The 14,120-nt window shown below is 73.1% G+C and carries 13 protein-coding genes, 1 tRNA gene and 1 pseudogene; 7 read left to right on the top strand and 8 right to left on the bottom strand.

Annotated features, from left to right (window positions below):
* Positions 1–301 precede the first annotated feature (301 nt).
* From ispD to ACGFYH_RS10800, 6 genes are all read left to right on the top strand, one after another.
* Positions 302–1,090, top strand: a complete 789-nt coding sequence (ispD, locus tag ACGFYH_RS10825; RefSeq protein WP_393802786.1) for a 2-C-methyl-D-erythritol 4-phosphate cytidylyltransferase — start codon at positions 302–304, stop codon at positions 1,088–1,090.
* Complete coding sequence (gene ispF, locus ACGFYH_RS10820) at positions 1,080–1,595, top strand: 2-C-methyl-D-erythritol 2,4-cyclodiphosphate synthase (RefSeq protein ID WP_393802785.1); 516 nt, start codon at positions 1,080–1,082, stop codon at positions 1,593–1,595. Before ispD ends, ispF begins: the two co-directional genes overlap by 11 nt.
* Positions 1,596–1,890: 295 nt before the next feature.
* Positions 1,891–3,291 carry a cysteine--tRNA ligase gene (cysS, locus tag ACGFYH_RS10815; RefSeq protein ID WP_393802784.1) on the top strand — a complete coding sequence of 467 codons (1,401 nt, stop codon included), beginning with the start codon at positions 1,891–1,893 and terminating at the stop codon, positions 3,289–3,291.
* Between the two features lie 154 nt (positions 3,292–3,445).
* The gene (rlmB, locus tag ACGFYH_RS10810) at positions 3,446–4,384 is read left to right on the top strand and encodes a 23S rRNA (guanosine(2251)-2'-O)-methyltransferase RlmB (RefSeq protein ID WP_393802783.1); all 939 of its coding nucleotides are present in this window, start codon (positions 3,446–3,448) and stop codon (positions 4,382–4,384) included.
* Positions 4,385–4,537: 153 nt separating this feature from the next.
* Entirely contained in the window at positions 4,538–6,238 is a 1,701-nt protein-coding gene (locus tag ACGFYH_RS10805; RefSeq protein WP_393802782.1) for a DoxX family protein, read from the top strand.
* Between the two features lie 287 nt (positions 6,239–6,525).
* The gene (locus ACGFYH_RS10800; RefSeq protein WP_393802781.1) at positions 6,526–6,828 is read left to right on the top strand and encodes a hypothetical protein; all 303 of its coding nucleotides are present in this window, start codon (positions 6,526–6,528) and stop codon (positions 6,826–6,828) included.
* 681 nt (positions 6,829–7,509) lie between these two features.
* Here the strand turns inward: ACGFYH_RS10800 and ACGFYH_RS10795 are convergent.
* The 4 genes from ACGFYH_RS10795 to ACGFYH_RS10780 all read right to left on the bottom strand — a co-directional run bounded on the left by ACGFYH_RS10795 (position 7,510) and on the right by ACGFYH_RS10780 (position 10,876).
* Entirely contained in the window at positions 7,510–8,247 is a 738-nt protein-coding gene (locus ACGFYH_RS10795; RefSeq protein ID WP_393802780.1) for an NDP-sugar synthase, read from the bottom strand.
* 42 nt (positions 8,248–8,289) lie between these two features.
* A complete protein-coding gene (locus tag ACGFYH_RS10790; protein ID WP_393802875.1) occupies positions 8,290–8,745 on the bottom strand; it encodes a hypothetical protein in 456 nt (151 codons plus the stop codon).
* A gap of 252 nt (positions 8,746–8,997) precedes the next feature.
* Entirely contained in the window at positions 8,998–10,134 is a 1,137-nt protein-coding gene (gene msiK / locus ACGFYH_RS10785; RefSeq protein ID WP_393802779.1) for a diacetylchitobiose ABC transporter ATP-binding protein MsiK, read from the bottom strand.
* 361 nt (positions 10,135–10,495) lie between these two features.
* On the bottom strand, positions 10,496–10,876 hold the full coding sequence (locus ACGFYH_RS10780) for a zinc ribbon domain-containing protein (protein WP_393802778.1): 381 nt from the start codon (positions 10,874–10,876) through the stop codon (positions 10,496–10,498).
* Positions 10,877–11,016: 140 nt separating this feature from the next.
* On the opposite strand from ACGFYH_RS10780, the gene ACGFYH_RS10775 reads away from it, so the two are divergent.
* Positions 11,017–11,093, top strand: a tRNA-Thr gene (locus tag ACGFYH_RS10775).
* Between the two features lie 107 nt (positions 11,094–11,200).
* On the opposite strand, the pseudogene ACGFYH_RS10770 reads toward ACGFYH_RS10775, so the two are convergent.
* The 4 genes and pseudogenes from ACGFYH_RS10770 to ACGFYH_RS10755 all read right to left on the bottom strand — a co-directional run.
* Positions 11,201–11,251: pseudogene (locus ACGFYH_RS10770) on the bottom strand (hypothetical protein); the annotation flags it as partial.
* Positions 11,252–11,336: 85 nt separating this feature from the next.
* On the bottom strand, positions 11,337–11,735 hold the full coding sequence (locus tag ACGFYH_RS10765) for a hypothetical protein (protein ID WP_393802777.1): 399 nt from the start codon (positions 11,733–11,735) through the stop codon (positions 11,337–11,339).
* A gap of 340 nt (positions 11,736–12,075) precedes the next feature.
* Positions 12,076–13,593, bottom strand: a complete 1,518-nt coding sequence (locus ACGFYH_RS10760; protein WP_393802776.1) for an NADase-type glycan-binding domain-containing protein — start codon at positions 13,591–13,593, stop codon at positions 12,076–12,078.
* The gene (locus tag ACGFYH_RS10755; protein WP_393802874.1) at positions 13,590–14,099 is read right to left on the bottom strand and encodes a phage tail protein; all 510 of its coding nucleotides are present in this window, start codon (positions 14,097–14,099) and stop codon (positions 13,590–13,592) included. The genes ACGFYH_RS10760 and ACGFYH_RS10755 overlap by 4 nt, the downstream gene beginning before the upstream one ends.
* Positions 14,100–14,120: the final 21 nt, after the last annotated feature.

Here is a 14,120-nt window from a genome sequence, read left to right as displayed (position 1 = left end):
GGCGAGGCGCAGACCGTCAGCCACTCGGTTCAGCGCACTGAAATGCCGCGGTGCCCGATGACATCCTTGCTGTCGCCGGGCGCTGCGGCATGTTCGTACCCGGGCCCGGTTTCCGGCGTCCGGACATCCGGATGCCGTGGATCCTCGTACGCTCATCCCGGGAGGCTTCCCCCGGGTCCTGGCGTGCCGGGCCCGGGCTGCTGGCTCGACCAGGGTCACGGAAGGGTCCGGTCAAGGCGTCGCGCCCGGCACGGTGAGGCCATACCCAACTAGGTCGAGCACACAAACCTGACAGGAACCGATGTCTGACGAATCGCCTCCCTCGCCCGCCGAGACGCCCGCCGGTACGTCCGTCGCGGACCGTACGCACGCCAGGACCGCCGCCGTGATTCCGGCCGCGGGCCGGGGCGTACGGCTCGGCCCGGGCGCCCCCAAGGCTCTCCGCGCGCTGGGCGGCACGCCCATGCTCGTCCACGCGGTCCGGGCGATGGCCGCCTCCCGCGGGGTCTCCCTCGTCGTGGTCGTCGCCCCGCCCGACGGCGCGGCCGAGGTCAAGAACCTCCTCGACGCACACGCGCTGCCCGATTGGACGGATTTCCTTGTCGTGCCCGGTGGTGCGTCGCGACAGCAGTCCGTACGCCTCGGCCTGGACGCGCTGCCGCCCCAGTACGACATCGTCCTCGTCCACGACGCGGCCCGGCCGCTGGTGCCGGTGGACACGGTGGACGCCGTGATCGACGCCGTACGGGAGGGTGCGCCCGCCGTGGTGCCGGCGGTGCCGCTCGCCGACACGGTCAAGCAGGTCGAGCCCGCCGCGGTGCCGGGCGAGCCGGAGCGGGTGGTGGCGACGCCGGAGCGGGCGCGGCTGCGCGCGGTGCAGACGCCGCAGGGTTTCGAGCGCGGGACGCTGGTGCGGGCCCACGAGACGGTGACCGACGACGTCACCGACGACGCCGGCATGGTCGAGCGGCTCGGGCTCGCGGTCGTGGTGGTGCCGGGGCATGAGGAGGCGTTCAAGGTGACACGCCCGCTCGACCTGGTGCTCGCGGAGGCGGTGCTGGCTCGCAGGAGGCTGAACGATGGGTTCTGAGACGGCCGGACAGCCGCCGCTGCCGCTGCCGTTGCCGCAGGTCGGGATCGGTACGGACATTCACGCCTTCGAGGACGGGCGTGAGCTGTGGTGCGCCGGGCTGAAGTGGGAGGGCGAGGGGACCGGGCTCGCCGGGCACTCCGACGCGGACGTCGTCGCGCACGCGGCGTGCAACGCGTTGTTCTCCGCGGCGGGGGTCGGGGACCTGGGGCAGCACTTCGGTACCGGGCGGCCGGAGTGGTCCGGGGCGTCCGGGGTGACGCTCCTGACCGAGGCGGCGAGGATCGTGCGGGCGGCGGGATTCCGGATCGGGAACGTCGCGGTGCAGGTGGTGGGATCGCGGCCGAAGATCGGCAAGCGGCGGGGGGAAGCGCAGGAGGTTCTTTCCGCGGCGGTGGGGGCGCCGGTGTCCGTGTCGGGGGCGACGACGGACGGGCTGGGGTTTCCCGGGCGGGGGGAAGGGCTGATGGCGGTGGCCACGGCGTTGGTCGTGCGGGTGCGGTGACGGTGTCCTGGCGGTGTCCTGGCGGTGTCCTGGCGGTGCCTGTGGGCGGGGCGGTGAGAGGCGCCCGGCGGGGCCGTGCCGTGCGGGGCTCCGCCCCGCGCCCCGCCAGGGGCTCCGCCCCTGGGCCCCGGCCTGTTCCCACCCACCACCCGACTCGCGGGGACAAGAGGCGGTCCGCCCCGGTGTTCGGGCTCGCGGGGGTGAGGGGGCGGCCCGCCCCGGTGTTCCGGAGCGGTTGTGCGTCAACGCGGGGCTCTTGCCCCGGGCACCGCTTGTCGCCTACTACCCTGGACTCGTGACTATTCGCCTGTACGACACCAGCGCCCGGCAGATCCGTGACTTCGCCCCCCTCACGCCCGGGTGTGTCTCGATCTACCTCTGTGGCGCCACCGTGCAGGCCGCCCCGCACATCGGGCACATCCGGTCGGGGCTGAACTTCGACATCATGCGCCGCTGGTTCGCGTACCGCGGCTACGACGTCACGTTCATCCGCAACGTCACCGACATCGACGACAAGATCATCCGGAAGGCGGCCGACCAGAACCGCCCCTGGTGGTCCATCGGGTACGAGAACGAGCAGGCGTTCAACGACGCCTACACCGCCCTCGGCTGCCTGCCGCCCACCTACGAGCCGCGCGCCACCGGCCACGTCACCGAGATGGTCGAGATGATGCGCGGGCTCGTCGAGCGCGGGCACGCCTACGAGGCCGAGGGCAACGTCTACTTCGACGTGCGGTCCCTGCCGGGCTATCTGTCGCTGTCCAACCAGGACCTCGACGAGCTGCGCCAGCCCGCCGGGGAGGGCGAGACCGGCAAACGGGACCCGCGCGACTTCGCCATGTGGAAGGCGGCCAAGCCCGGGGAGCCCAGCTGGGAGACGCCGTGGGGGCGGGGGCGGCCCGGCTGGCACCTGGAGTGCTCCGCCATGGCGCACAAGTACCTGGGGACCGAGTTCGACATCCACGGGGGCGGGATCGACCTGATCTTCCCGCACCACGAGAACGAGATCGCCCAGGCCAAGGGCTTCGGCGACGCCTTCGCCCGGTACTGGGTGCACAACGCCTGGGTCACCATGAGCGGCGAGAAGATGTCCAAGTCGCTCGGCAACAGCGTGCTCGTGGGCGAGATGGTCAAGCAGTGGCGTCCGGTCGTGCTGCGGTACTACCTCGGCACCCCGCACTACCGCTCCACCATCGAGTACAGCGAGGAGTCCCTGCGCGAGGCCGAGTCGGCGTACGCGCGGATCGAGGGCTTCGTGCGGCGCGTCACCGAGCTGGCCGGCCGCACCGTCGAGCCCGCCGCCGAGGTGCCGTCCGCCTTCGCCGAGGCGATGGACGACGACCTGGGCGTCCCGCAGGCCCTCGCGGTCGTGCACACCACCGTCCGGCAGGGCAACAGCGCCCTGGCCGCCGACGACAAGGACGCCGCCGTGGGCCGGCTCGCCGAGGTGCGGGCCATGCTCGGGGTGCTCGGGCTCGACCCGCTGGCCCCGCAGTGGGCCGGGGAACAGGAGCAGGGCGAGGACCTGCGGCACGTGGTCGACAGCCTCGTACGGCTGGTGCTCGACCAGCGGGAGGCGGCGCGGGCGCGCAGGGACTGGCCCACGGCCGACGCCATCCGCGACCAGCTCGGACAGTCCGGACTGGTCATCGAGGACGGCCCGCAGGGGCCCCGCTGGAGCCTCGGCCCGCGCTGACCGGCCCGGCGCCGGAGCGGTCCGGTTCCGGTCCCGGCACGGTACCGGTGAGTCCGGTTCCGTAGATCGATTGTGCCGCCCGGCCCTCCGGGCGGCACACTGCACAGGACGCAAGCACCACACACACTCCCGTAGAGAGCGGAGACAGGTACTCATGGCCGCGAACAACCGCCGCATGTCCGGCAAGAAGGGCGCGCAGGTCGGCAGTGGCGGCAAGCGACGCCGGGGCCTGGAAGGCAAGGGGCCGACGCCTCCCGCCGAGATGCGCAAGGGGCACGCCAAGCAGCGGGTCGCCAACGCGAAGGCGCGCCGCGCCACGGGACGCACCCAGCAGCGGCGCGGCGGCGGACGGTCCACGTCCGAGCTCGTCGTCGGCCGCAACCCGGTCTACGAGGCCCTGCGCGACGGCGTGCCCGCCTCGACGCTCTACGTCCAGCAGTTCATCGACAACGACGAGCGGGTGCGCGAGGCCCTCCAGCTCGCGGCCGAGCGCGGCGGCATCAACCTCATGGAGGCGCCGCGCCCCGAGCTGGACCGGATGACCAACGGGCTGAACCACCAGGGGCTCGTGCTCCAGGTGCCGCCGTACGAGTACGCGCACCCCGAGGACCTGGTCGCCGCCGCCCACGACGAAGGCGTGGACCCGCTGATCGTCGCCCTCGACGGCGTGACCGACCCGCGCAACCTCGGCGCCGTCGTCCGCTCCGTCTGCGCCTTCGGCGGTCACGGCGTCGTCGTGCCCGAGCGGCGCGCGGCCGGCATGACCGCGGGCGCCTGGAAGACGTCCGCCGGTACGGCCGCCCGTACGCCGGTGGCCCGCGCCACCAACCTCACCCGGGCGCTGGAGTCGTACCAGAAGGCCGGCATCACGGTCGTCGGCCTAGCCGCCGACGGAGAGGCCGAACTCGGCGACCTGGAGGCCCTGGACGGTCCCGTCGTCATCGTCGTCGGCAGCGAGGGCAAGGGTCTCTCACGGCTGGTCGGCGAGACCTGCGACTTCCGGGTGCGGATCCCGATGCCGGGTGGGGCGGAGTCCCTCAACGCCGGTGTGGCCGCGGGGATCGTGCTCTACGAGGCGGCACGGCGGCGCTGACGCCGGTCGGTGCGGGGCGCGCGGCGGCATGCCTGAACGGGTGTTCGCCGCGTAGCCCGTAAGGGGTGTTCGGGGTGGTCCGGACATGCTTGACGCGGTCCGGACAGATCGGGGCGGTCAAGGCAGTGTCCTAACGACACATCACTCGGTTAGATGAGTGTGGACACCAGAACACCCCGCACACCCACGGGGGACCGCTCGTCGTCGGGATACGACGACGCTCCCGCGCTGAGCATGGTGAAGGTGCCGAGCGATCCGGCCCAGGTCATCGTCAACCACGCGAGCTTCCGCGTGCAGTTCGGTGCCTCCGCGCGGCGGACCCAGTCCCCGCGGATCGCGCGGCACCTGAGCGCCACCCAGGACACCACCCGCATGCCCGCCGCCCCGGCCGCCGGCCGCCGCCGCGCCGTCGTGTGGAGCGGGCGGTCCGACCCGGACGACACCGGCGCGCACCGGCTGCTCCAGGCGGTGCGGGCGGGAGCCGGTCACCACGGCCAAAACCCGGCCGCCGACGCCGGAGCGACTCAGGTCATCCCCCGGGTCGACATCGACGGCGACCCCCTGGGCTACGACGACGGCCCCGCCGCCCAGACGCTCGAGACCCCCCTCGTGGGCGCCCAGCGCGGCCCCGTCCCCGACGGCACCCGGCTGCTGCCCGCCATGCGCACCGTCGGCAGCGCCTACGACGAACCGGCCTACGACGGCCCCTCCTACGGCAGGGAGGGCTCGGGGACCGCCGCCGACGGCTACGGACCCGACGGCTACGACGACGACACCGACCCGGGCCAGCCGCGCAGCAGGCGCCGTACCGACGACCCGGCGCGGCACGCCTACTTCCCCGGCCGCCGCATGAACCTCGGCGTCGTACTGCTGCCCCTGCGCGTCTTCCTCGGCTTCATCTCCGTCTACGCCGGCATGGGCAAGCTCTGCGACCCCGTCTACTTCGACGGCGGCGAACGCGGCTCCATGGTCAAGTGGCTCAACAGCCTGCACCCCTGGGACGTCGCCGAGCCGCTGCGCCAGTTCGCCCTCGCCCACCCCGTGGGCGCCGGGCTGGTCATCGCCTTCCTCCAGGTGCTGGTGGGCGTCCTGACCGTCCTCGGCTGCTGGCAGCGCGTGGCCGCCGTCATCGGTGCCGCCCTGTCCGGCGCGCTCCTCGTCACCGTCAGCTGGAAGAGCGTCCCGGTCTACGACGCGCCCGACATCATCTACCTCGCCGCCTGGTCCCCGCTGATCATCGCCGGGGCACCCGTCTACTCCGTGGACGGCCGGCTCGCGGGCAGCGCCTGGCGCCGACTCGGCCCCCGCGCCGACATCTGGGACCTGCGCCGCTACGTCCTGCGCCGCGGTGCCCTCATCACCTTCCTCGTCGCCGGTGTCACCCTCCTCGTCGGTTCCCTCCTCGGCGGTGCCGTCCGGGACGCCGACCGCGTGGTCGTCCCCGGGCCCGGCGAGTCCCCGCGCAACGAACTGCCCGGCTCCCCGCTTCCGCAGGAGCCCGGCACCCGCAAGCCGAAGACCCCCGAGGCGTCCGCCTCACCCACCCGCGGCGCCACCGGCGACACCGGAGCCAGCCCCTCCGAGGACGCCGTGACCGCCCCGGGAGCGACCCGCGACAGCGGCACCACCACCGGCGGCACGCCCAGCCAGACCCAGGGCACCACCGGCCAGGCCCCGCCGCGGCAGTCCTCCCCGGCCGGCCGGGCGCCGAGCAGCACGGCCGGGCCGACAGCGGGCGGCACCACGACCGGCGGCAGCGACGGCTCCACCGGCGGCACCGGGAGCGGTGACGACGGAGACTCCTCGTCCACCGGAGAGCCCGGCAGCCGACTGGTGGGCGGTCTCCTGGGCTGACTCCGACACCGGGGCCGGGGGGGGTGGGGGGGGGCCCCCGGCGGGGGGGGGGCCCCCCCCCCCCCCCCCGGCCCTGCCCTTCGGGCTTCCGCAGGGGTGTTACGAGCCGCGTACGGGCGGTGGCCGATCCGGGCGGGGGCAGGGAGTGAAGAGGCGTCACGGCCGAACTGGAGACCGTCTGCGGCAGCGACGCGGCACTCACCGAGCGGGCGGCCGCCTGCTCCGGGCTGTACGGCGTCGACCTGCGCGGCGATCCCAAGGTGCGGCCGGCGGGCTCGGCCGTGGTCGTGCGGTCGGGCAACCGGCGCGACACGGGCGCGCACCACACGCCGAAAGCGCCGGCCGAGGAAGTCGTCGAGCACATCCTGGCCCCGCTGTGCTCCGCACCGGGCCCGGCGGAGGGCGCGGAACCGGGCGTCTGGCGTGCGAAGACGGCCGACGAGCTGCTGAGGCGGCGGGTGTGGGACCCGGCGATGGCCTCCGGAGCCTTCCTCGTGTCGGCGTGCCGGTACCTGTCCGACCGCGTGGTCGACGCGTGGGCCCGGGACGGGCTGCCGACGGAGATCGGCCGGGGACGTCGACGACCGTGAGCGGCTGCACCAGGTGGCACGGCGCCTTGGTGGCTCCGCCTCACCCGCGGCATCCGGGGCCGTACCGCCTCACCGTCCACCGCCGTCCTGCCGCGCCCCTCCGCTGTCCCGGGCCGTATCGCGACGCTCTGCCCGTACCGACCACCCCGACCGTCCGTACAGCACCGGACAGCTGACGGACAGTCGCGCCACGCAACCGACTCGTCCCGATGCACGCAGGATCGCGTCACTGAGTCACGATGAGCCAAACGCACCGTTCATACTTCTGAGCGCCGTCCATGCCCTCACCGCCCCACTCCAGGCACCCCTCCCCGAAAGCCGTGAACACTCTCCCAACAACTGTTCACACCTCGCTCATCCGAGCACCGCATCAACAGATCCGGCCGAAGTGTTGACGCTCACCAAGCACCGGCCCAAGCAGAAGACCATCGAGTCCGGCCCTGCGCCGCCCCCCGAAAACCCCGACGGGCACGCCCGCGTCAACCGTGCGTAAAGGGAGGAGGGCAGACCGTACGCGAACCCCAGCACTCGGCGACGCACGGACACGGAGCTCGAACCGTTGACGTGTCGGCGCTCCGACGCGCGTACGTCATCACGCCCGCCCACAGCCTCGCGCCGGAGCGGCAGGGCCGTCCCGCCGGCGCACCTGACCCACGCGGCCGCAAGAACGTCGGAGAACCCTCAGCGCCCCGCCGGGGCCGCCAGTTCCCGGGCCGCCTCCGTCAGGTCCTTCGCGGTGTCGATCGCCCGCCAGTAGGAGCCCTGCGGGATCGGGAAACCGGCCAGCAGACGCTCACGGGCCAGCCGCGGGAACGTCGTCCGCTCGTGGTCACCGCGCTCCGGGAGCATCCCGGCGAACGCGGGCGAGAAGACGTACACACCGGCGTTGATCTCGAAGGTCGACGGCGGTGCCTCGATGAAGTCGGTGATGTGGCCGAAGCCGTCCGTCTGCACGGCGCCCCACGGCAGCCGCGGGCGAGCCAGGGCGAGGGTCGCGACGGCGTCCCGCTCGGCGTGGAAGTCGGCCATGTCGCGCAGCGAGAACCGGGTCCAGATGTCACCGTTCGTGGCGTACCAGGGCCGGTCCGGATGAGGGAGGTGGGCGGCGGCGTACTTCAGACCGCCGCCGCGGCCCAGCGGCTCGGTCTCGACGACGGTGGTGACGGAGAGCGGCAGATCGGCGTTCTTCAGCCACTTCTGCAGCACCTCGGCAAGATGACCGCAGGAGACCACGACGTCCGTCACACCCTCCTCGGCGAGCCAGGTGAGCTGATGGCCGATGATCGGAGTCCCCGTGCCCGGGATCTCGACCATCGGCTTGGGCCGGTCGTCGGTGTAGGGGCGCAGCCGGGAACCCTGCCCGCCGGCCAGGACGACGGCTTGAACGGGGCGGCGGGACGCGGCGTTCGGATCGGTCATGCCCGAACTCTACGCGGCGCCCCGCCCGCCGCCGAAGTGCGCTCAGCTGTGCGCGGCCAGGACCCCCGAGGCGAAGGCGGTGTCGCAGACGGGCCGGGCGTACGACTGGGCGCGCGTCGGTCCGTACACCTTCACCGCGGCGCGGCCCAGGGCGCGGGCGATGGACGCGCAGTGGTCGGCCAGCGACGGACGTTCGTTCACCGCCTGCTGGAGGTGGGTGAGGGCGACGCCCGGATCCTCCTCCTGCAGTTCGGTCAGCAGCCGGTCGCGCAGCACCTCGTGCGGCGCGCGGGCGGCGGCCCGGGAGGACGCCTTGGACGAGGAGGCTTCCGACGCGGCCAGCACCGAGTCCGAGGGATCCCCGGACCAGTTGACGCGGGTGACCGCGAGGGTCCCGGAGAGCACCAGGACGACGGGCAGGACAAGGGCGAGAGAGCGGCCGACCCGGCGGGCGGGGCCCCGGCCGCGTCGCGTCTGTCGGGCGGTGGAGTGCTTCACGGAATGCTTCACGCGAGTGAGGGTAGCGCCCGGTAATGATTTGGCGACATTTAGTCACCCCTTTGGGGGATGCGGGGCGGTAGTGGGCGGGATAGGGGGTTGACGAACGCGGGTCGAAACGTCCGTTGTGCCGGGGTATTTGTCGACACCGCAAAGAGCCCCGCAGCAGGCCGCGGGGCTCTTGTCGTCAACGCGGGTGAAATCACCCGGTCGCGTGGTTTCTCAGCGGGAGGATTCCCCGCGCGAGGGCGCTCAGCCGGCGAGGCGCTCGCCCGTGGAGGACGAGAACACGTGCGCCTCGCCCGGACGCGGCACGACGTGGACCGTCGAGCCCTTCTCCGGCACCGCGCGGCTGCTGACGCGGACCACGAGGTCCTTCGTCTCGCCGTCGACGTCGACCGTGCCGTAGATGTAGCCGTCGGCGCCGGTCTCCTCCACGACGTTCACCGAGACCGCGAGACCGGCCGGGGCGTCCGCGGAGTCCTTCGACAGGGTCTTGGCCGCGCCGCCGTTCAGCTCCACCACGTCGAAGTGCTCGGGGCGGACACCGACGGTGACCGTGTGGTCGCCCCTGTCGGCGGCGGCCTTCAGCGCCTCCCGGCTGACCGGGACGACACTGTTGCCGAACTTCACACCGCCGTCGGCGATCGGGACCTCGACCAGGTTCATGGCGGGGGAGCCGATGAAGCCGGCGACGAAGAGGTTCGCGGGCCTGTCGTACATGTTGCGCGGGGTGTCGACCTGCTGGAGCAGACCGTCCTTGAGGACCGCCACCCGGTCGCCCATCGTCATGGCCTCGACCTGGTCGTGGGTGACGTAGACGGTGGTGATGCCCAGGCGGCGCTGGAGCGAGGCGATCTGCGTACGGGTGGAGACACGCAGCTTGGCGTCCAGGTTGGACAGCGGTTCGTCCATGAGGAACACCTGCGGCTCACGCACGATCGCGCGGCCCATCGCCACACGCTGGCGCTGACCACCGGAGAGGGCCTTCGGCTTGCGGTCCAGGTACTCGCTGAGGTCGAGGATCTTCGCGGCCTCCTCGACCTTCTGCCGGATCTCCGCCTTGTTGACGCCGGCGATCTTGAGCGCGAAGCCCATGTTGTCGGCGACCGACATGTGCGGGTACAGCGCGTAGTTCTGGAACACCATGGCGATGTCCCGGTCCTTCGGCGGCAGGTGCGTCACGTCGCGGTCACCGATGCGGATGGCGCCGCCGTTCACGTCCTCGAGCCCCGCCAGCATGCGGAGCGAGGTGGACTTGCCACAACCGGACGGGCCGACCAGGACGAGGAACTCGCCGTCCGCGATGTCGATGTCGAGACCGTCGACGGCGGGCTCCGTGGAACCCGGATAGACGCGGGTCGCCTTGTCGAACGTAACAGTGGCCATGGTGAATGGGCCCCCTTCTACCGGCAGGAACGTGCCGGACGATCCGTTGTAGGAAGGTGGTGGTGTAGTCCACACAGGTGAAGCTGGGCAGGACGCTACCTGGCGTTCACCTGGTCTGTCAGTACCTGGGGGGCCGTGAACTTCGCGGGAAATTCCCGAGAGGAGGGCTCTGGGGCAGAGCCACGCACTTTTGACCTTGCCGCGAGGCTTCCTGCTTCACCGCCCACCGCCGGCCGCGCACCGCCCACCGCCGACCGCGCACAACCCTCACGAGCCGTGCCCGACCGGTCCTACACGGGCTCCACAGGCGTTCCGCCCGACGGGCCCGTCGGTCCCTAGCGCCTCAGCCGCTGCCATGCGGTCAGGAAACGGTCTTCAACTCGGACGCCCTGATCACTGCCGGCGTCTTCCGACCCGGCGGCAGCCCGGACGCCACCAGCCCGTACAGGCGCATCCCCTCGTGCCGAAGGTTCACGGCTGCGTTCACGTCCCGGTCGTGCGGGACACCGCACTCGACACACGTCCACTCCCGGACCGAGGCGTCCAGCTTCAGGCCCTTGCCATGGCACGCCGAGCACCGTCGGGTCGAGGGGAAGGAGCGGTCGGCGATCACCAACGTCCGCCCGTACCACTCGCACTTGTAGCGCAACTGCCTCAGCAGCTCACCCCACGAAGCGTCCTTGATTGCCTGGTTCGGCTTCGCCTTCCGTCTCCTGCCCGTGCCCCGGGCCGTACGCAGCACGTCAGACCGATCGACGAACGGATGTCCGGATGGTTACGGTCGGTCGCGATGCCGGGCGGGGGCGGGGAAGTTCGTGGTTCGGGGAAGCGGGGGCTGTGTACAGTGGAGCCGCCTGCGTGTACGGCGTCGTCGTACGCGGTGCCTCCTTAGCTCAGCTGGCCAGAGCGCGGCCCTTGTAAGGCCTAGGTCGTCGGTTCGAATCCGACAGGGGGCTCCACACCCGGCAGGGAGACGCCCTCGCGATCTCCGGATCGTGGGGGCGTCGGCAGTGCGTCCGGGCTGCTTGCCCTCCGGCAGTGGTTCCGCCTCGCGGACCGCGCCGGGCTACGGGAGCCTTCCGTCGAGCAGGTACGCGTTGACGGTGTTCTGGACGCAGGTGTTGCCGCTGTCGTAGGCGCCGTGGCCCTCGCCCCTGGGTCAGCTCGACGCCCACGTTCCCGCCGAGGCGCTCCAGCAACCGTTACACCGTCGCGGACGTGCGCCGGGTGGTGCCGACGTACGGGTGGATGTCGCCGGAGCCCTGCTCGCAGGCGGCTGCCGTCTTCCGGAGGAACTCGACGAGCGTCCTCGTCTCGGCGTCGCCGTCGTCGGGGGTGCCGTCCGCATCGTCCTCGTCGGGGAGGCCGGTGTCAGGGCGGCACACGCCCCGGCTGCCGCCGGCGCCGCGCGGGTCGAAGCTCACGCGGTCGCAGCGGGTGCGGAACTTGTCGTGGTCGGGGGCGAGGCCGGGCAGGGTGGCGAAGCCGGGGCCGCCGAAGTCGAAGAGCGGCGAGCCGATCCGGTCGTCCGGTTCGCCGGTGGCGCGGGCCCGGATCAGTGCGAGGCCGATCGACTCGCCGGAGGACTTCCTCCAGTCCAACGGGGTCCGCAGGGTGGCGCATTGCCACCGGATGCCGTCCGATAGCGTTCCGGGGGCCTGGCCGCCGCCCTGGGCGGGTGCGGGGGCGGGGCAGCCGTTCCAGCGCGGGGACTGGCCGCGGAACCGTTCACGGCCTGTTCGTCGGTCGCCGTGCCGCCGTCGCCGCGCCGGTCGCCGTCCCGGTCCGCGGCGCGCAGGCCGCCGGGGAGGAGGCGAGCAGGGCGGCCGTGGACGGCAGGACGGCGGGATGTCGCGCGTGCCGAGGGCATGGCCTCAGCCTCGGGCGGCCCGCCCGCGGGCTCATGGTGTGGCGTCCATTCGGGCGGGCGGGCGGTCCGGGTCAGGAGCGGTTGGCGCTCGACGGGCCGAAGAACTCGATCTCGGCGATGGCGACCTGCTTGTCGGCGGACGCCGCGTGGGCCGATTCGATGGTGAAGCGGACCTTGGTGACCTCGCCGACGCGGAACGGGCGTCGCTGGCCGCCGGCGCCCTGGTCGAGGGTGAGGTCGCGGGTTTTGGTCTTTCCGTCAGCGGTGGTGATCGTCGCCTCGATGCGGTGGGGGAGGGCCGACTCCTGCAGCTTGTTGGCGCGGGAGGAGACGCCGGGGGTGATGATCACGTCCAGCAGGCGGGTCGGCTCGGTGAAGGAGGCCTCGATCCATTCGCCCTGGCCGGACTGCGAGATGCCGGGGCCCCACCAGGTGTTGCTCAGCTTGTCGATGACGAGTTGCGGCTTGTGGCCGGTGTAGGAGTGCGAGGCCGTGATCTCGTCGGGGGAGACCGGGGCGCGCTTGGCGAAGTGGTCGCGGGTGTTCTGGACACCGTCGGGGATGTAGACGAAGCCGAGGACGGCCAGGGTCACCACCACGACGACGGTGATCCAGGTGCCGATGCGGTCGAAGACGCGGCGCAGGCGGGGGCGGTCTCCGGCCCACGGGGTTTCGCGGCGCCGGCCGCCGAAGAGGCGGCGCCACCAGGGGGCGCGTGCGGTGGACTGCTCGCCGGTGCCGGACAGCGGCATCGCGCAGCGGGCGCAGTAGTGGCGGTCGGGGCGGTTGGGGGTGGAGCACCAGGGGCAGGGCGGCCCGTTGGCGATGTCCGGCTGGTGGCCCAGGGCGCGGACCTGTGGCCGGTCGGCGTCGGGGCGGCCGGGCAGGACGGGCGCGACGGTGGGGGGCGGTGCGGGGGTGGGGGCCTCCGGGTCGGCGACGGGGACGAGGAGGGAGCGGGCGCGGTCGGACATGGTGTCGGTGAGCGCGTCGGGGGCGGGGGCGGGGGCGGCGGGCACCGGGGTGGTGGGGGCGGTCTCGTCCACGTCGGGAGTGCGGGTGGCGGGGGCACCACCGGCGTGGTCCGCGCCGGGGGTGCCGGTGGTGCGGGTCTGCCCGGCCGTACCGTCGGTTCCTCCCACCCGACCCGCGTCCCCTGCCTCGTCGGGGTCGTGGGCCACGGTGTCCGGCGCGCGGCCCGTGTCCCGCGTGCCGTCCGCGGCCGTGGTGCCCGTGGGGCCCGTGGAGCCCGTGGAGCCCGTGGAGCCCGTGGAGCCCGTGGGGCCTGTGGAGCCCGTGAGGTCCGCCGGGCGGCGCGGCTGGGGCAGCGTCGGGCTCGTCCCGGCGGCACCGGCCGGTTCGCCGGTGCCGCCCGCGATGGGCGCCGCGGCCGGGCGGCCGGCGCGGGCGGGGGGCACGCCGGCACCGCCGAAGGCGTCGAAGCCGGGGTTCTGGTCGGACGTGGCGGCCGCGGGCTGCGCGGCGCGGGCGCCGGCCTGGTCCCAGCTGAGTACGGCGCCGCACGCGTCGCAGAAGGACTGGCCCGGTTCCGCGCGGGTTCCGCACTCGGCGCAGTTCTGCGTGGTCATCTCTCCGGGGTCCTTTCGGAGGCGGTCACTTCGACCGTGTAGGGCATGTGGGCGGGACGGGCGGCGGCGACGAGGGTGTCCAGGCGATGGGTGTCGGCCGGAGCCGGGTCGGGCAGCCGGAGGGCGACGTGCAGGTGGGGGCGGGGTCTGCCGGGGAACGGGCCGAGAGGGCGGGCGTTCCAGTCGGCGCCGCCGCTCTCGGTGATCTCGGGTTCGACGCCGAACGCGAGGAGTACGGCCTCGGACAGGCCCTCCCGGGTGCCGCGTACGCGGTGCAGCCGGGTGGCGGCGGCGACGGCGGCGCGCAGCCGTGCCTCGGGTTCGGTGCCGTCGGTCTCGGCACCGACCCAGGTGCCGAGCCACTGGGCGAAGTCGGCCGGGGTGAGGGCGGGGTCGAAGTAGGTGTCGAGGCAGTCCAGGACGCTCAGGATGGGGGCGATGACGTCGTCGAGTCCGCCGACGAACCGCAGGGCGAGGTCGTCGTCGGCGAAGACGGCGGGCAGCATCGAGGCGATGGGCAGCGAGGA

This window comes from Streptomyces sp. NPDC048392, assembly GCF_043200575.1.
In the GTDB taxonomy this organism is placed as follows: domain Bacteria; phylum Actinomycetota; class Actinomycetes; order Streptomycetales; family Streptomycetaceae; genus Streptomyces.
Note: the sequence above shows the minus strand (reverse complement) of the source record. Positions and strands in the feature narration are given on the sequence as shown.